Here is a 17,195-nt window from a genome sequence, read left to right as displayed (position 1 = left end):
TCGTAAAAACCAGAAACCCCAGAAAGCCAATTGGGATTGAACATGCTAAAATCGCCGCCTCTTCACCCACAGGTTTTCCATCCATGAGTCAGTCCCCCAGCAAAGCCCCCGCCAAAAAAGTCGGCATGGTCAGCCTCGGTTGTCCAAAAGCCTTGGTGGACTCTGAACGCATCCTCACTCAGCTGCGCATGGAAGGCTATGACGTGGTTCCCAGCTATGAAGACGCCGATGTGGTCGTGGTGAATACCTGCGGTTTTATCGACAGCGCCAAGCAGGAATCCCTCGACGCCATTGGCGAAGCCCTAAAAGAAAACGGCAAAGTCATCGTCACTGGCTGTATGGGCGACGACAGCAAAATCCGCGAAGTTCACCCAGATGTGCTCGCGGTAAGTGGCCCCGCGGCCTATGAAGAAGTGGTCAGCGCCGTGCATGAATGGGCGCCGCAAGAAAGCCAGCACGATCCCTTTGTCGATCTTGTGCCACCACAAGGCATCAAATTAACACCTCGCCATTACGCTTATTTGAAAATTTCAGAAGGTTGCAATCACCGCTGTAGCTTCTGCATTATTCCTTCCATGCGTGGCGACTTGGTTAGCCGCCCAGTGGGCGATGTACTTGAAGAAGCGCAGCGACTGGTCAATGCCGGCGTGCGCGAACTACTGGTCATCTCTCAAGACACCAGCGCCTACGGCGTAGATATTAAATACCGCACCGGCTTCTGGAATGGCCGCCCGGTTAAAAGCCGCATGTTAGAACTTTGCGAGGCGCTCGGCGAAATGGGCGTTTGGGTGCGACTACACTACGTGTACCCCTACCCCCATGTCGACAATGTGATTCCGCTGATGGCCGAAGGCAAAATCCTGCCCTATCTGGATATTCCCTTTCAGCACGCCAGCCCCAAAATTCTCAAAGCAATGAAGCGCCCGGCGCATCAGGAAAAAACCCTTGAGCGCATCAAAGCGTGGCGTGAACAGTGCCCCGATCTGGTGATTCGCTCCACCTTTATTGTCGGCTTCCCCGGCGAAACCGAAGAAGATTTCCAAATGCTTTTGGATTGGCTGCAGGAAGCGCAATTGGATCGGGTTGGCTGTTTCGAATACTCCCCGGTTGACGGCGCCACCGCCAACGATCTGCCCGATCAGGTGCCAGACGAGATTAAACGCGAGCGCTGGGAACGCTTTATGGCTGTCGCTCAAGAAATTTCCGCACAACGCTTACAGCAACGGATCGGCAATCAGGAAGAAATCCTGATTGATTATGTTGATGAAGAAGGCGCTATCGGTCGCAGCATTGCCGATGCCCCAGAAATTGACGGCAAGGTCTATCTAGACGGTGTAACCGATGTACAGCCCGGCGATGCCTTGGTGGTAAATATCATCGGTGCCGACGACTACGACCTGTGGGCCGAACCGGCGTAATTTTTTGCTAGCTGGCTATTCCCAACGATGAATGTGATTTTGCTAAACCCTGAAGATTTTATTCAGGAAAATACGGTTCAAATCAACGACCACCGCGCAAAACACATTCGAGAAGTGCTCAAGGCTCAAGTCGGTGACACACTGAAATGCGGGCTGCTAGGTGGCAAGTTAGGCAGCGCAGAGACTGTATCCATAAGCGATAAAATTGAACTGCGCGTCAGCCTCAATGCAATGCCACCCGCCAAACTCCCGCTCACTTTATTACTGGCGCTGCCGCGCCCCAAAGCGGCTCGTCGAATTCTACGCAGCGCAACAGAACTAGGCGTAAAACACATAATTTTGCTTAACAGCTACCGCGTAGAAAAAAGTTATTGGCAAAGCCCACTGGTCGATGATGCCCACTTACACGCAGCAATGATCGAAGGACTTGAGCAATCCGGCGACACGATTTTACCCACGCTGGAAAGAGCCAAACTCTTTAAACCCTTTGCGGAAGATCAACTACCGGATCGACTTAAAAACACCAAGGGCTGGCTCGCCCATCCCTATGCGTCTCTGTCGCTTTCTGAATATCCAGAAAGAAATTTAAAGGAATCTCAATTACTCGCCATCGGCCCCGAAGGCGGATTTATTCCCTACGAGGTTGAAAAATTAATGGCCGCCGGCTGTGAGGCCTTTAGCTTTGGCTCGCGCATATTAAAAGTCGAGACTGCTGTCCCCGCCCTGATATCAAAGCTTTTTCTTTAAGTATTCAAGCCACTATCGCCAGTTGACCCTACTCGTAGCAGTGGCATACTGAGTCGGAATCTCACAACAGGTTGCCGACATGAAAATAAACGTAGAAGTCGACATTGAACCCGAAGAGCTGCGCCGCCTAATTGGCCTGCCCGATATGCAGCCATTATGGGAAGCGGTATATACCCGCGTCAGCGATGGCGACACCGAGCTCATCCAGTCCCTTGCTAAATCCGCGTTAAATGAAGGTATGAAAACACTGGATGTTACCTCGCGCTTTTTAAAAGGCTTTGTTAAAAAAGACAAAGAAGCGGAGAAAAAGTCGCCGATAAAAACCACCGCTGAGGCCGCCGCCGCTGCAGCAAAAGCGGCAACCGGCACACGTCGCCGCAGCAGCAGTAGCACTAAAGAAAAGGAATAGTCGCTAGAGAGTACACGACACCCCGGTGCCGCCTAGACCACAATAGCCACCGGGGTTTTTCGCCAGATATTGCTGGTGATAATCTTCCGCGTAATAAAACGGCCCCGCCATTTGCACCTCGGTGGTAATTTCCGGCAAACCCGCTGTGGCCAAATCTTGCTGATATTGACTCAGCGACTCCGCTGCCATCTCACATTGCTGTGGCGTAGAACAATAAATCCCCGAGCGATACTGTGTGCCAATATCATTGCCCTGCCGCATGCCTTGAGTTGGATTGTGACTCTCCCAAAACACTTTAAGCAGAGACTTAAAACTAAGCACCTCAGGATCAAAAACCACCAATACCACTTCATTGTGGCCAGTCATCCCCGAGCACACTTCCTCATAAGTGGGATTCGGCGTTACCCCTGCGCTATACCCCACCGCCGTGGTGTACACACCGGGCTGAGTCCAGAATTTGCGTTCCGCTCCCCAAAAACAGCCAAGACCAACTAACACCTGTTCATACTCTGCTGGAAAAGGTTCTGTCATTGGCGAGTTCAACACCACGTGTCGTTCAGCCACCGGCATAGCACGCTCACGACCGGGCAGGGCCTGTTCTTTTGTTGGCAGGGTCATGGGCTTTTTATAGCGGTCAAAAATGTTCATTTTTCGTCCAGTTTTATCGCGTCAGCAATGCAGAATAGCACTGCTATAAGGGTCTGTAAGCCACACGCTGTTCAATTTCCCGAATCCCGCAGGGCATAGAAAAAACTCCCTTTTCTTTCAATAGATTAGCATTGGCAAACCGTTCAAAAAACCACCGTTTTTTATTGCAATTAGAGAAAAAAACAGGTTAAATCCCCGTCCCTTTCACCCCTGCGGAGGATTTATGCTAAATGAAAAGCTTGGATCTTATGCCTTCTATGGAGGCCGGCGCTGCCACTTGTAAGCCGATTACTAAATCGGACGAAAACCTCGACCATTTCATCGTTCGCGACGGCGTACACTACGCTGGCACGCACCTGATCATCGATTTATGGGGCGCTTCCCACCTCGATGATATTCCCCGTATGGAACAAGCCTTTTTGGACTGTGTAAGAGAATGTGGCGCGACCCTGCTGCACATTCACATGCACCACTTTACGCCCAATGGCGGTATTTCCGGTGTTGCGGTTCTGGCGGAATCTCATATCAGTGTTCACACATGGCCAGAGCGCGACTACGCCGCTTTTGACGTATTCATGTGTGGCGATGCCAAGCCTGAATTAGCCGTTGAAATTCTTCAGGCCGCTTTTAATCCATCTCGGGTCGAAGTGGGTGAAAACCTGCGCGGCAGAATGGACTAATGGCAGACTGGCTCAACGAAACACTGCACCAAGGTTATCATCAGGGCTTCGAAATTCGCGAAGTCCTGTTTGAAAACAAAACCGACCACCAACACCTGATTATTTTTGAGTCAGGCAGTTTTGGGCGAGTTATGGCCTTGGATGGCATTATCCAAACCACTGAGCGCGACGAATTCATCTACCACGAAATGCTGTCTCACGTTCCCCTGTTTGCCCACGGGCAAGCCAAAGACGTGTTGATTATTGGTGGCGGTGACGGCGGACTGCTGCGCGAAGTACTAAAACACCCAGAAGTTGAACGGGTCGTTCAAGTAGAAATCGATCAAGCCGTGATTGATATGTGCGTTAAATACCTGCCCAATCACTCTGCCGGCGCGTATCAAAATCCGCGCGCAGAAATTGTGATTGGCGACGGCATTGATTACGTTCGCAATACCGATCGCAAGTTTGATGTCGTTCTATCTGACAGTACCGATCCTATCGGCCCCGGCGAAGTGCTGTTTACCTCTCCTTTCTATGAAGGGATTAAACGCAGCTTAAAACCCGGCGGCATTTTTGCTGCGCAGAACGGCGTGGCATTTATGCAACCCGAAGAAGTCAGCACTACCAGTAAGCGATTGTCGCCTCTGTTTGCCGACACGGCGTTTTATACTGCGGCGGTGCCCACCTATGTTGGCGGCATTATGACCTTTGCTTGGGCCTCTGAGTCTTCAGCGCCAAGAGAGCTGGACTTGCCAACCCTGCAACAACGCTTCAAGCAATCTGGCATTAAAACGCGTTACTACAATCCTGCGCTGCACATGGGCTCGTTTGCCCTGCCTCAGTATTTGGTCGACAGTCTCGGTCAATAAATCGAGTCCCATAAACCAAACGCGGCACACTTCCCCACAAGTACATGCCCCACAAGCACATGCCCCTCAAACACATGCCCCTCAAACACATGCCCCGTTAAGCCAACGCTTAAGCAGGGCATTTTTTTATCTTCAATATTCCTCTCAAACCAGCAGCAACTTTTTTTAAAAACACCTTCAATCGCTGGCTTAGAAAACACCCTCAGCCACGGATTAAATCATTCTCAAACTCATCTTGAGCAATATATTTGCCCCAACAAAAGACAAGCGCTTGCTTGGTTTTAAGCTGAAATAAACGTTACAAATTAGGCACTTCGAGTCATACAACTAAAAATTATTAGCGACATTTTTGTCTACCGAGATTTAAGTCATAAAAAAACCTAAATTTATCCACAAAAATATCAGTAAAGACTTCTAACGCTATAACTTTTCTGTAATATATACGTAGTTACACTTAGCAAGGACGCTAAGCATTTTTGAACAACTGCACCTGTTCAATACCAAGCAAGCGCTAGGGAAAGCCAGTTTTCCACGGACCGGAGCACCTCTCCAGATCCATGTCCTTGTCAGGAGTACGACATGAAATCCCTGAAACAGCACGCAATAGCTTTGGCTATTTCAGCAATCACTACCGGCGGGCTGTTAACTGCCCCAGCACCTGCTCAGGCGGCTCCGCCACTGGCCATATTAAGCTCTATTCTTAGCCATAGAGGTTTCGAACCCGAGCTATCGCCACTGGCTCCCATTACCGGCCCACTTGGCCGTGGAATCAGCCCACTGGTTCAATCTATCAATAAGGGGCTAGACCCCCTTACCGATCCTATTGATGACATGCTGCTGGAACCCATACTCGAAGGGCTTTCTCCACTGACAACCCCGGTTTTGTCTTTAGTTGAACCGGTAACAGACCCTGTTGACGGTTTGCTTTTCGACCTTACCGGCGGCTCTCTGGAAGATGCGCTAACCAATATTGATGACAACACTGCCGATGGCAATGGCGCAGTAAATGACCTATTGAGTGGCCCCACGAACTCTGCAAGTGGCACAGAAGCAGGCGAAGCTTCTGCCCTAGCCCCTATCACTGGCCCTCTTGGTGAAAGTCTGGCTCCACTTATCGACTGGCTGGATGTCACCCTTGATCCACTGACCGATGCGGTTGATGACAATCTCGGCGTTGCCCTGTTGGATGCCCTATCACCACTGACTGAAGAATTGCTGGCTGTACTGGAGCCGGTTACTGATCCCGTTGATGGCATTCTTGCCGATGTTACCGGCGGTTCACTGGAAGATGCGCTGACCAATAACGACGACAATGCCAGCGATGGTGATGGCATTGTTAATGACCTGCTCGGCGGCGACCAAGTTGCGGGCAGCGGCACCGAAGCTGGTGAGAAATCTCTACTGCCATTCCTGACTCAACCGCTGGGTGAAGGTCTGGCGCCACTGGTCGATTTTCTGGATGTTTCGCTGGACACCCTCACTGACCCCGTCGATAGCGAGCTTCTCCACGCGCTGCTGGATGCGCTGTCGCCATTGACCGAAGAACTGCTGGCCCAGATCGAACCCATCACTGATCCCGTTGATGGCACGCTGGCCGATATCACTGGCGGCTCACTGGAAGACGCCTTAACCAATAACGATGACAACACCGCCGATGGCGATGGCACCGTTAATGACACTTTGGGCGGCGATACCTACCCTAATAGCGGTCAAGAAGCTGGTGAAGTATCCAGCCTGGGTGAAACTGGCCAAATCTTGGCTGATTCATTGGCTGCGGTAGTAGATGGCTTAGACATGGGCCTAAATCCCATTACCGATGTCATTGACGATCAACTGCTGGAACCCATTCTGGATGCAGCTGCTCCCCTAACCGAGCCCCTGCTGGATGTACTTGAACCCGTAACCGACCCCGTTGACGGTCTGGTTGGCCAATTAACCGGCGGTTCTGTAGAAGATGCGTTGACCAATAACGACGACAACACCGCTGATGGCAACGGTGCGGTTAACGATATTCTCGGCGGCGGCCCCAGCACAACTTCAACAGCGGAAGGCAGCTCACCGCTGGCGGTGATTGTGGCCCCACTCGGTGAAGGTCTGTCACCGATTGTTGACGCTCTTGATCTGGGCCTCGACCCACTGACCGACAGCGTAGACACCACGCTTGAGGAACTGGCGATTGGCACCCTTGAGCCAGTAACCACGCCTCTGGTAGACGCACTGGCCCCGCTCACTACGCCACTTGATCTGACGGTTAATGATCTTACCGGCGGCAGCCTGACCGACGCACTGACTACCAATGACCAAAACACCGCCGATGGCAGTGGTACGGTTAATGACATTCTCGGTGGTGGCGCCAACGGTAACGGCGGCAATGGCAACGGCAACGGCCGCGATGACGACCAACAAGGTCTGCTAGCCCTGCTCGACCCCAATATGATTGATGTTGGCAGCTGCGCCGACGGTGATGGCGATGGCGTTTGCGACAGCAAAGACAGCTGTCTCGATACCCCGGCAGGTGCCGCTGTATTGCCAAACGGCTGCTCACTTGAATTAGCCACTGGCGCCCTGCGTTTGGAAGGCGTGTTTTTCGAAACCGACAGCGATATGTTGAAACCAGAATCTATCGTCACCTTGGATGCCGCCGTTAATGTCATCAATACTTCTGAAGCGAAGAAGATTGAAATTGCTGGGCATACAGACTCCCGCGCCTCAGATGAGTACAATCAGGTGCTTTCGGACAAACGCGCCAAGGCGGTTTACGACTACCTGACCGCAAAAGGTGTTGAGCCTGACCGCATCAGCGCACAGGGTTACGGTGAAAGCCAACCCGTTGCTGAAAACACAACAGATGAAGGCATGGCACGCAACCGCCGTGTTGAATTGCGCGTTCTGGACCAATGATGTAGAACAAGCCCTTATTAAAAGCGGCTCTCCCATGTGGAACGGCCGCTTTATTACATTAAACGAACCGCCGATTATTTGAATTTAGGAGAAACAACATGGCGATTGATTTGCCACCGGTCATCCCACCCGCCCAGCTGAACCAAGCCGAAACTCAGGCAATTTTGGCCAGCTCCCCTGCGGCAATTTCCGCTAAAACGGGCGAGACCACACTCCGAGTCTACGGCAATAGTCACCTGACCGACTCCGCGGTTACCGAGATCATCACTTCGGCGAAAAACCCTTCCGAAGCGGTTCTGAATTTGACTCGCCGCTATTACGAAGAAGGTCACCTGCTGGTCACCGTTAATTACTATCGTTCACTTGACGCCATTCTGGTTTTTGTCGACCAGAAAGTGCTGGCAGAAGTGAAAGGCGACGAGCGTGCCGTTGCCCACTTCAAACACCTTGAAGGCGATGCCGACCTCACCATTCCCGAATACGACACTCCCCGCGTGCTGGCTGACCTGCAAGCACAGCGCGGCGGCTACGACTACAGCATTTCCTATGAAGAGCTGGGCGACGGCAAAGTGGCGATGGTATTCACCTCAGAAAAAGTCGAAGACTACGACGCTACCGACTTTATTCTTGAAACCAATAACAAAGGCAGCCGCTTCTTAGGCCGCTACTTCGGCATGGCCGGCATCAAACACCGCACCGAAGACGGCACTCAAATCAGCGCAGCGGTGCAAACCGCCTTTGCTGACCTCGGCGAATCCCGCGATGGCGACGAACTCAATCAACTGAGCGTCAGTATCGACCGCCCCTTCGCCTTCGGCCTTTACGGCGTAGATGCTAGTTACACCGAATACACCCGCGATCCACAAGTTACCACTACCAGCGCTAGCGGTGGCCTTGGCGGTGCGGTTTGTACCTTGACCGACACCCTCGGTCTCGGCGTTATCGGCAATACGCTGGTTGGCTGTGACCCTACTAGCAGCAGCACTCGGGTCAATCTGGATGCGGAAATTCTGCAAGTGGCGCTGCGCGGCGAACAAGTGCTGTACAGCACCCCTTGGACCCGCATTCTGCTGAATGAAAAAGTGTCGCACATCGACTCCAGCATTGAGCAATCCGGCGTTAACGGCAAGATTCTGGATGAGGTTTACCAAACCCTGGAAGTCGGCGGTAAATACATTAAAACCACCTACAACACTCCAGACAGCTCTGCCTCACAACTGACCTTGGGCCTGAGCCTGAAAACCGGCATGGGCGACGGCGGCACACTGGATGACTACCCCAGCTTTGCACAAGCTTATTTTGCCGCCTACCCAACGGCTACTGATGCGCCAGACGTGGTACCACAAGCGCGCACAGCGGAGTTTGTTGCGCTGATTCCGACCGCCAACTACCAGTTGCGTCTCGGTGAAAACGGCGCCCTGAAAATCAACGCCAAAGCACAATACTCTGACGAGCAAGTGCCACAGCAGCAACAGTTTGTTCTCGGCGGCATGAACACCCTGAGCGCTTACCTGCCAGGCGTACTCATTGGTGACTCCGGTTACTTTGGCTATGCCGCTTACGAGCGCACTTACCAAATGGGCGACTTCAAACTGGTGCCAAGCCTGTTTGCTGAATACGGCGCCGCTTGGTTCGAAAACGCCAGCTCGCCAGAAGGTGACGAGCAAAGCGTGGCCGATGCTGGCTTGGGCTTGCAGCTGAACTACCGTGACCAACTCTACAGTGAAGTCGTGGTGGCTCGCCCACTGACCGATGATGTTCAAGACGAAGATTATCTGGAATCACTGGAAGCTGACTTCTACTGGCGCGTTCGCCTGACTTTCTAAGGTCATTGCCAGCTCATATTAAAAGCCCTCGGCCTTGGTCGGGGGCTTTTTTTATGGGCGATTAATTATTCCGAGAGTGTTTCAGCGCTGACGTGGAAACGGTAATATCCTTGCTCTCAGTGACTTGAGTCAAAAACTGCAATGATCAGGCACTAAAATCAGGCAGGCTTTAATGGTAGGGTTTCCTACTCAAGTCGCTAAACATTTCTCACTAAGAGTCTCAGGCATGAAATTTCGCTTTCCGGTAGTCGTCATTGATGAAGATTTTCGCTCAGAAAATATCTCCGGTTCAGGTATCCGCGACCTCGCCGATGCCATCAGCAAAGAAGGCATGGAAGTTATCGGCTTTACCAGTTACGGTGATTTGACCGCCTTTGCCCAGCAGGCCAGCCGCGCCTCTTGTTTCATTCTCTCCATCGACGATGAAGAATTTGAAGAAAGCCTAGAGGAAGACGACAACAACTACAGCAGCCAAACGCTCGCGTCCATCGGCGAATTTATGCGCGCCGTGCGTCAGCGCAACAACGATATTCCGGTATTTCTCTACGGCGAAACTCGCACCTCACAACATATTCCCAATGAAATTCTGCGCGAGCTGCACGGTTTCATTCATATGTTCGAAGACACTCCCGAATTTGTGGCCCGCCATATCATCCGCGAAGCCAATAAATATCTAGACTCACTAGCGCCCCCATTTTTTAGTGCGTTAATGAACTACGCCAGCGACAGTTCCTACTCTTGGCACTGCCCCGGCCACTCCGGTGGTGTCGCGTTTTTGAAAAGCCCGGTCGGGCAAATGTTTCACCAGTTCTTTGGCGAAAACCTGTTGCGCGCCGACGTGTGTAATGCGGTAGAAGAACTGGGCCAATTGCTAGACCACACCGGCCCAGTGAGCGCCAGTGAAGAAAACGCCGCCCGTATTTTTGGCTGCGACCATTTGTTCTTTGTGACCAATGGCACCTCAACCTCCAACAAAGTCGTTTGGCATTCGGTGGTCGCACCCGGCGATATCGTGGTAGTTGACCGCAACTGTCACAAATCCATTCTGCACAGCATTATCATGACCGGCGCGATTCCGGTATTCCTCATGCCGACCCGTAACCACTACGGCATTATCGGCCCTATTCCCAAATCGGAATTTGACCCGGAAGCCATTCGCGCCAAAATTGAAGCCCACCCCTTCGCCAAACATGTCGAGAATAAACAGCCACGCATTTTGACCATTACCCAAAGCACCTACGACGGTGTGGTCTATAACGTGGAAGAAATTAAAGCCACACTCGGCAATACCATCGACACCCTGCACTTTGACGAAGCTTGGTTGCCCCACGCGGCCTTCCATCCCTTCTACAAAGATATGCACGCCATTGCTAACGACCGTCCCCGCTCGGATAAGAGCTTGGTGTTTGCCACCCAGTCGACCCACAAATTACTGGCGGGCCTGTCTCAAGCCTCACAAATTCTGGTGCAAGACAGCCGCGAGCGGAAACTGGACACCCACCGCTTCAATGAATCCTATTTGATGCACGCCTCTACCTCACCGCAGTACGCCATTATTGCGTCTTGCGACGTGGCCGCAGCCATGATGGAACCTCCGGGTGGACACGCACTGGTTGAAGAATCAATTTTGGAAGCCATCGATTTCCGCCGCGCTATGCGCAAAGTCGATAATGAATACGGCGACGATTGGTGGTTCAAAGTGTGGGGGCCGGATCAAATTTCCGATTCAGGTATTGGCGATCGCGACGACTGGGTAATTCACGCCGACGACCACTGGCACGGTTTTGGTGATATCGAGTCTGGCTTTAATATGCTCGATCCGATCAAAGCCACCATTATCACCCCCGGCCTCGATGTGCAGGGCAAATTTGACGATCAGGGTATTCCCGCCGCGATTGTCAGCAAATATCTGGCCGAGCACGGCATTATCATCGAGAAAACGGGGCTGTATTCCTTCTTTATCATGTTCACCATCGGTATCACCAAAGGCCGCTGGAACTCCATGGTGACCGAACTACAGCAGTTCAAAGATGACTACGACCAGAACCTGCCACTGTGGCGGGTTATGCCGCAGTTTGCCGCCAAGAATCCACGCTACGACAAAGTCGGCCTGCGCGACCTGTGTAACGATATTCACAGCGTTTACAAGGAATATGATCTGGCGCGGATTACCACCGAGATGTATTTGTCGAACATCGAGCCCACCATGGTGCCGGCCGATGCTTGGTCAAAAATGTCGCACCGTCAGGTTGAGCGCGTGTCTATCGACGAACTGGAAGGCCGCACTACCGCCATGCTGGTCACCCCTTACCCGCCCGGTATTCCACTGCTGATTCCCGGTGAGCGCTTCAATGCCACCATCGTTCGCTACCTGCAGTTTGTACGCGACTTCAATGCCCGCTTCCCCGGCTTTGAAACCGACTGCCACGGCCTAGTGAAAGAAAAAGTGAACGGCGTTGATCACTACTTTGTCGACGCGGTAATCGAATAAGCTCGCTTACCATGCAGGCCGCCTACCCCAATCTGCTGATCAGTATTCAGAGCCCGGTACTCACCGTGACCCTGAATCGCCCCGAGGTCCGCAATGCGGTAGACGGCCCAACCGCACGCGCGCTGGCGCAAGTTTTCCAAGACTTTGATGCCGATGATTCTCTGGCGGTGGCAATACTCACCGGCGGTCCCGATGTTTTTTGTGCCGGCGCCGATCTCAAAGCCTTCGCCGGCGAACCCGAGCGGCGCAACCCTCTGAACACCGAGGGTGACGGCCCCATGGGCCCCAGCCGCTTGCAATTAAGCAAACCCGTTATTGCCGCCGTTTCCGGCCACTGCGTTGCCGGCGGCTTGGAACTGGCCTGCTGGTGTGATTTACGGGTGGCGGATCAAAGCGCCATCTTTGGCGTATTCTGTCGGCGCTTTGGCGTGCCACTCATTGATGGCGGCACCGTGCGCCTACCGCGCTTAATTGGTATGAGTCGCGCTATGGATATGATTCTGACCGGCCGCGCGGTCAATGCCGAAGAAGCCTTTAAAATCGGCCTCGCCAACCGCTTAGTCGAAAGTGGACAAGCCCTCCGCACCGCCCAAGAGCTGGCCCTGCAACTGAGTAAATTACCGCAGACCTGTATGCGCAATGACCGTCTGAGTGCCTACCAGCAATGGGGAATGGACGAAGCCGAGGCCATACAGGAAGAATTTCGCCTTGGCCTAGAGACCCTCGCCTCGGGTGAAACCTTGGACGGCGCCAGCCGCTTTACCCAGGGTGCAGGCCGTCACGGCCGTGCAGAATAAGCGCATACCTAGTATTTCCCGCCTTTAAAACTTCCTGATTTTGTCATCAGATTGACATCTAATTCCGTAACTATGTGCGAGCTAGCTAAGAACAGAGAGCACTGGCCTGAAATAGAGCAGCCAGAAACATAGAGGAAATAAGATGAATATCAATCAACAGAATGCAACATCACCAAGCACATTATCACCAAACATGGTTAAAAATCTGTGCAGCCGTAAACTGCTGGACATGCTGAAAAATTCCGAATGGCAAAATGACGTTGAACGTCTAGCAATTGAATCTGAGTTATATGGTCGCAAGCACTACATCGAAGAGCTGCACCAACTTAAGGCCAGCGAAACCCTGCACTAACCCCCTGCGAAACATACACCTTATAATCCGGGGCAAGTCTGACCCCGGACGGTTCCCCCGGAAATTTTCTCACCTTATACTGTCGGTTCGATTTACGGACAGTTCTCAATGATCATTCGCCTTGCCTTTGCCGCCCTTATTCTTTATGCACTGTATCGCTTTGTCACTGTGGTTCAACAAAAGCCGCCCGAACAACGCCGCTCCTATTATCTGAGCCTGATTATTGGCTTGGCGGCCGCAGGATTGGTGGTGATGTCGCTAACCGGGCGAGTTCACTGGATCGCCGGCCTTATCGGCGGTGCCCTGCCCTTTGTGCGCCAATACATTCTCAACCACGTTTATCACCGACTTAACCAACAGCGCGGCGATAATGAGCAAAGCGGCAAAAATGGACAAAGCGCCAATCACACACCGCCACCGACTAGCAGCAACGGCAATATGAGCCGTAATGAAGCATTGGCAATTCTCGGCTTAAAGGAAACCGCAAGCGAAGACGACATCATTCAGGCCCACCGCCAGTTGATGCAAAAACTGCATCCAGATCGCGGCGGCAATGACTATCTCGCCAGCCAGCTCAACGCCGCCAAGGAAACCCTGCTGAAACGCTGATTTACCTCGCTTTCAGCCAGCAGGCAAACCCGCTACACTCAGCCCGCAAACGTAACCGAAGTAGAACCATGAGCAGTATTTTTGTTATCCAAAATCAAGACGGCCACTACCTGAGCAAACAACAGGAATGGGTAGACGGCCGCGATCGGCGAATCCTGTTTCGCACCGCCCACCGCGACGAAGCCGTAAATATCGTGTTCGAACACAGCAGCAAAGATATCTACCTGCGCGCCCAGCCCCTGTTATGCGATATGGACGACTCTGGCCAACCCACAGTGGAAGCCGGGCCAGAAATTCTGAAACCGCTAGCCGAAAATCAAGAGCTTCTTACAGCGGAAAATGAACAACACGCTGACGACGACGTCCAATCATTACCGGATGATGAAATTTCTCCCTGAGCGCCCGGAATAACTTGAAAGCCGAGGCGCTCAGCCCCAGATTATCTGGCAGAACTTACTTACAAGGATGGCTTCGCCCATGATGCGCATTTTTCTGTTTCTCGCCACAAACTTAGCGGTGGTACTGGTAGCCAGTATCACTTTGAGTCTGCTCGGTGTTCAAAGCTATATGGACGCCAATGGTGTAGACCTTAACCTCGGCGCCCTACTGGTGTTTTGTGCCGTGTTTGGTATGAGCGGCTCGATTATTTCGCTGCTGATGTCCAAATGGATGGCCAAGCGCAGTACCCGCACCCAGATCATTGAACAACCGCGCACCGCCAATGAGCGCTGGCTGATGGAAACTGTGGCCGAGCTGTCGCAAAAAGCCGGTATTGCCATGCCAGAAGTGGGTATCTTTCCCTCGCCGGCCGCCAATGCGTTTGCGACTGGCTGGAACCGCAATAAGGCCCTCGTTGCCGTATCAGAAGGCTTGATGCAGCAAATGCGCCCCAATGAAATTCGCGCGGTACTGGGCCATGAAATCGGCCACGTTGCCAATGGCGATATGATTACCCTGACCCTGATTCAGGGCGTGGTGAATACCTTCGTGATGTTCTTCGCCCGTATTATCGGTCACACCGTCGATCGCGTGGTATTTAAAACCGAGCGCGGTCACGGCATCGGCTTTTACATCACCACCTTTATTGCCGAAATGATCCTAGGGATTCTGGCCTCAATTATTGTTATGTGGTTCTCGCGCTGGCGCGAATTCCGTGCCGACCACGCCGGTGCGAGTTTAGCGGGCCGCCAAGATATGATCGACGCCCTGCGCCGCCTGCAACAACAGCAAGGCCTGCCCAGTGATCTGCCCGGCGAAATGACCGCCTTTGGCATTAGCAGTCAGGCCAAACAAGATTTGATGGCTCTGTTCAGCTCACACCCACCGCTGGAACGTCGTATTCAAGCACTTAAACAAGGCGCCTGAGTTCACCCTAGCCATGAGCGACACCGAACGAAAACGGCAACTGGTTGATGCCCTACACAAAATGTATGTCGCCGGGATCAGTCCCGGCGCCAGCGGCAATGCCTCGGTGCGAACCGAAGACGGTATGTGGATCAGCGCCAGCGGTTTAAGTGCAGGTGAAGCCAGTTTAAGTAATTTGGCGTTTATTGCTGATGAAGGCAAACCCGCCATCGACGGTATTCGCCCTTCCAGCGAATGGCACTTACATCAGCAGATTTATCGCGACCATCCACGCTGCCAAGCCATTGTCCACTGCCATTCCAGACACGCTACCGCGCTAGCCTGTTTAAGACGCCCTATTCCGGCCTTTCACTATATGGTTGCCGTTGCTGGCGCTGCGGAAATTCCCTGTACGGAATACGCTGAATTTGGCACTGAAACACTGGCCAATAGCGTCAGCAAAAATCTGTATGACGTGAATGCCTGCCTCATGGCCAACCACGGCCAAATAGCGCTGGGCGATTCACCGCTGACTGCGCTAGCGCTTGCGCAGGAAGTGGAAGAGTTAGCCGCCATGTACCTGCTCAGCCTGCAAAGTGGCGAGCCGGTATTACTAAGCCAAGCGGAGATGGAAGCCGTGCTAAAACGCTTTGCCTCCGGCTATGGTCAGGGCACTTCAACAATTTTCAACGTATTGGTGTGATTGCCCACACCGATTTGATCGCCCTTGGTAATCAAAATCAAATCGCCTTTCTCCACATAACCACGCTTGGTTAGCTCTGCCAAACAAGCCTCAGTGGCCGGCTCTGCGGTTTCACTCGGCACCGCAAATACACCGCGATACAGGCTCACCCGGTTACAGGTTTCCGCATTGCGGCTAAAAGCAAAAATAGGAATACCCGAGGTCAGGCGGGACATTAGCAAAGTGGTACGACCGGTTTCTGTGAGCGACACAATCGCCTTCACACCTTGCTGATGGTTAGCGGCATAGACCGCACTCATCGCCAAGGTTTCTTCCACAGAATCGAAGGTGCGCTCCATTCGGTAACTGGATTTACGCGCAGAAGGATAACGCTCGGCGCCCTCACAATTTCGTGCCATTGCAGCAACCGTTTCCACCGGGTAATCACCGGTAGCGGTTTCTGCCGAGAGCATCACCGCATCGGTGCCATCCAGCACGGCATTGGCCACATCAAACACTTCGGCGCGGGTCGGCACCGGATTGTGAATCATGGATTCCATCATCTGGGTGGCAGTAATCACCGGGCGATTCAATACCCGCGCGCGTTTGATAATGTGCTTCTGCAAACCAATCAGGGCCGCATCACCAATCTCAACACCGAGATCACCGCGCGCCACCATAACACCGTCACAGGCGCGAATCAGATCATCTAAATGATCATCTTCCGCCACCGCCTCGGCGCGTTCGATCTTGCCGATGATCTGAGCAAAGCAACCGGCAGCCTCTAACCGAGTGCGCGCATCGTTTATGCAGCTTGCGGAGCTAGGAAAAGAAACCGCGACAAAGTCCAAGCCCATTTCAGAGGCGTGAACAATATCGGCCAAATCTTTTTCGGTTAGCGCTGGCGCAGACAAGCCACCGCCGAGTCGGTTAATCCCCTTACGAGAGTAGAGCTTGCCGCTGCTTTCAGAAATACAGAACACTTGCTCGCCGAGCACTTTATCTACGGTCAGGCGCAGGCGGCCATCGTCCAACAGCAAGGTATCACCGGCGGCGACAGAGCGCGCCAGCGGTTCGTAGTCGACACCGATATGGGTTTCTGTACCCTCGCCATCGGCCAGTTGGGTATCCAGAATCAATGGCAAACCGGGAGACAGTTGAACGTAGTCCACCGCCAATTTACGCAGACGAATTTTGGGCCCCTGCAAATCACCCAGCAGACCCACATAGCGCTGTTCTTCGGTAGCCACCGCCCGAATATCCAAAGCGCGCTGACGATGCTCATCGGCACTACCGTGAGAGAAATTCAGCCGGAATACATTGACTCCAGCGCGGATCATTTTGCGGATCTGTTCGGGGGAATCACAAGCCGGGCCGACCGTGGCCACTATTTTGGTGCGGCGCATAACAACCTTCTTACCACTGAAAAAATCGGGGTAT

16 protein-coding genes are annotated in these 17,195 nt (G+C 52.8%); 14 read left to right on the top strand and 2 right to left on the bottom strand.

The genetic code is table 11. The annotated features are described in order from the left end of the window. The first annotated feature begins 83 nt into the window (after nucleotides 1-83). The 3 genes from rimO (at nucleotide 84) to IB286_RS11245 (ending at nucleotide 2,574) form a co-directional block, all read left to right on the top strand. A complete protein-coding gene (rimO, locus tag IB286_RS11255) occupies nucleotides 84-1,418 on the top strand; it encodes a 30S ribosomal protein S12 methylthiotransferase RimO (RefSeq protein WP_190765582.1) in 1,335 nt (444 codons plus the stop codon). A 27-nt stretch (nucleotides 1,419-1,445) separates the two neighbouring features. After that, nucleotides 1,446-2,165, top strand: a complete 720-nt coding sequence (locus IB286_RS11250) for a 16S rRNA (uracil(1498)-N(3))-methyltransferase (RefSeq protein ID WP_190765580.1) — start codon at nucleotides 1,446-1,448, stop codon at nucleotides 2,163-2,165. A gap of 79 nt (nucleotides 2,166-2,244) precedes the next feature. Further along, entirely contained in the window at nucleotides 2,245-2,574 is a 330-nt protein-coding gene (locus IB286_RS11245) for a DUF6489 family protein (RefSeq protein ID WP_190765578.1), read from the top strand. Nucleotides 2,575-2,577: 3 nt separating this feature from the next. Here IB286_RS11245 and msrA read toward each other — a convergent pair whose 3' ends face one another. After that, the gene (gene msrA / locus IB286_RS11240; protein WP_190765576.1) at nucleotides 2,578-3,222 is read right to left on the bottom strand and encodes a peptide-methionine (S)-S-oxide reductase MsrA; all 645 of its coding nucleotides are present in this window, start codon (nucleotides 3,220-3,222) and stop codon (nucleotides 2,578-2,580) included. 230 nt (nucleotides 3,223-3,452) lie between these two features. On the opposite strand from msrA, the gene speD reads away from it, so the two are divergent. From speD to IB286_RS11185, 11 genes are all read left to right on the top strand, one after another. After that, nucleotides 3,453-3,902, top strand: coding sequence for an adenosylmethionine decarboxylase (gene speD / locus IB286_RS11235; protein WP_190765574.1), 450 nt, complete (start codon nucleotides 3,453-3,455; stop codon nucleotides 3,900-3,902). Further along, complete coding sequence (speE, locus tag IB286_RS11230) at nucleotides 3,902-4,753, top strand: polyamine aminopropyltransferase (protein WP_190765572.1); 852 nt, start codon at nucleotides 3,902-3,904, stop codon at nucleotides 4,751-4,753. Before speD ends, speE begins: the two co-directional genes overlap by 1 nt. A gap of 579 nt (nucleotides 4,754-5,332) precedes the next feature. Beyond that, complete coding sequence (locus IB286_RS15735) at nucleotides 5,333-7,654, top strand: OmpA family protein (RefSeq protein ID WP_317889746.1); 2,322 nt, start codon at nucleotides 5,333-5,335, stop codon at nucleotides 7,652-7,654. A gap of 98 nt (nucleotides 7,655-7,752) precedes the next feature. Further along, nucleotides 7,753-9,480 (top strand): ShlB/FhaC/HecB family hemolysin secretion/activation protein, encoded by a 1,728-nt coding sequence (locus IB286_RS11220; protein WP_190765570.1) that lies wholly within the window; start codon nucleotides 7,753-7,755, stop codon nucleotides 9,478-9,480. 226 nt (nucleotides 9,481-9,706) lie between these two features. Continuing rightward, nucleotides 9,707-11,971, top strand: a complete 2,265-nt coding sequence (locus IB286_RS11215) for an arginine/lysine/ornithine decarboxylase (RefSeq protein ID WP_190765568.1) — start codon at nucleotides 9,707-9,709, stop codon at nucleotides 11,969-11,971. Between the two features lie 11 nt (nucleotides 11,972-11,982). Continuing rightward, nucleotides 11,983-12,768 (top strand): crotonase/enoyl-CoA hydratase family protein, encoded by a 786-nt coding sequence (locus IB286_RS11210; RefSeq protein ID WP_190765566.1) that lies wholly within the window; start codon nucleotides 11,983-11,985, stop codon nucleotides 12,766-12,768. A gap of 142 nt (nucleotides 12,769-12,910) precedes the next feature. After that, nucleotides 12,911-13,120: a hypothetical protein gene (locus IB286_RS11205; RefSeq protein ID WP_190765564.1), complete on the top strand. Its 210-nt coding sequence runs from the start codon at nucleotides 12,911-12,913 to the stop codon at nucleotides 13,118-13,120. Nucleotides 13,121-13,228: 108 nt separating this feature from the next. Further along, a complete protein-coding gene (locus tag IB286_RS11200) occupies nucleotides 13,229-13,729 on the top strand; it encodes a DnaJ domain-containing protein (RefSeq protein ID WP_223826328.1) in 501 nt (166 codons plus the stop codon). Between the two features lie 68 nt (nucleotides 13,730-13,797). Next, entirely contained in the window at nucleotides 13,798-14,127 is a 330-nt protein-coding gene (locus IB286_RS11195) for a hypothetical protein (RefSeq protein WP_190765562.1), read from the top strand. A gap of 79 nt (nucleotides 14,128-14,206) precedes the next feature. Further along, nucleotides 14,207-15,094: a protease HtpX gene (gene htpX / locus IB286_RS11190; protein WP_190765559.1), complete on the top strand. Its 888-nt coding sequence runs from the start codon at nucleotides 14,207-14,209 to the stop codon at nucleotides 15,092-15,094. A 13-nt stretch (nucleotides 15,095-15,107) separates the two neighbouring features. Continuing rightward, on the top strand, nucleotides 15,108-15,776 hold the full coding sequence (locus IB286_RS11185; RefSeq protein WP_190765557.1) for a class II aldolase/adducin family protein: 669 nt from the start codon (nucleotides 15,108-15,110) through the stop codon (nucleotides 15,774-15,776). Here IB286_RS11185 and pyk read toward each other — a convergent pair. After that, the gene (gene pyk / locus IB286_RS11180; protein WP_190765555.1) at nucleotides 15,740-17,161 is read right to left on the bottom strand and encodes a pyruvate kinase; all 1,422 of its coding nucleotides are present in this window, start codon (nucleotides 17,159-17,161) and stop codon (nucleotides 15,740-15,742) included. The genes IB286_RS11185 and pyk overlap by 37 nt on opposite strands. Between the last annotated feature and the right edge of the window lie 34 nt (nucleotides 17,162-17,195).

This window comes from Spongiibacter pelagi, assembly GCF_014705705.1.
GTDB classification, from domain to species: domain Bacteria; phylum Pseudomonadota; class Gammaproteobacteria; order Pseudomonadales; family Spongiibacteraceae; genus Spongiibacter; species Spongiibacter pelagi.
This window is presented reverse-complemented; position numbering and strand designations above follow the sequence as displayed.

Bases quoted from the DNA above. Each gene is read 5' to 3' on its own strand.
- IB286_RS15735 (WP_317889746.1), top strand. From the start codon at position 5,333: ATGAAATCCCTGAAACAGCACGCAATAGCTTTGGCTATTTCAGCAATC.
- htpX (WP_190765559.1), top strand. From the start codon at position 14,207: ATGATGCGCATTTTTCTGTTTCTCGCCACAAACTTAGCGGTGGTACTG.
- IB286_RS11200 (WP_223826328.1), top strand. From the start codon at position 13,229: ATGATCATTCGCCTTGCCTTTGCCGCCCTTATTCTTTATGCACTGTAT.
- IB286_RS11250 (WP_190765580.1), top strand. From the start codon at position 1,446: ATGAATGTGATTTTGCTAAACCCTGAAGATTTTATTCAGGAAAATACG.
- speE (WP_190765572.1), top strand. From the start codon at position 3,902: ATGGCAGACTGGCTCAACGAAACACTGCACCAAGGTTATCATCAGGGC.
- IB286_RS11220 (WP_190765570.1), top strand. From the start codon at position 7,753: ATGGCGATTGATTTGCCACCGGTCATCCCACCCGCCCAGCTGAACCAA.
- msrA (WP_190765576.1), bottom strand. From the start codon at position 3,222: ATGAACATTTTTGACCGCTATAAAAAGCCCATGACCCTGCCAACAAAA.
- IB286_RS11210 (WP_190765566.1), top strand. From the start codon at position 11,983: ATGCAGGCCGCCTACCCCAATCTGCTGATCAGTATTCAGAGCCCGGTA.
- IB286_RS11215 (WP_190765568.1), top strand. From the start codon at position 9,707: ATGAAATTTCGCTTTCCGGTAGTCGTCATTGATGAAGATTTTCGCTCA.
- IB286_RS11205 (WP_190765564.1), top strand. From the start codon at position 12,911: ATGAATATCAATCAACAGAATGCAACATCACCAAGCACATTATCACCA.
- rimO (WP_190765582.1), top strand. From the start codon at position 84: ATGAGTCAGTCCCCCAGCAAAGCCCCCGCCAAAAAAGTCGGCATGGTC.
- IB286_RS11195 (WP_190765562.1), top strand. From the start codon at position 13,798: ATGAGCAGTATTTTTGTTATCCAAAATCAAGACGGCCACTACCTGAGC.
- IB286_RS11245 (WP_190765578.1), top strand. From the start codon at position 2,245: ATGAAAATAAACGTAGAAGTCGACATTGAACCCGAAGAGCTGCGCCGC.
- IB286_RS11185 (WP_190765557.1), top strand. From the start codon at position 15,108: ATGAGCGACACCGAACGAAAACGGCAACTGGTTGATGCCCTACACAAA.
- pyk (WP_190765555.1), bottom strand. From the start codon at position 17,161: ATGCGCCGCACCAAAATAGTGGCCACGGTCGGCCCGGCTTGTGATTCC.
- speD (WP_190765574.1), top strand. From the start codon at position 3,453: ATGAAAAGCTTGGATCTTATGCCTTCTATGGAGGCCGGCGCTGCCACT.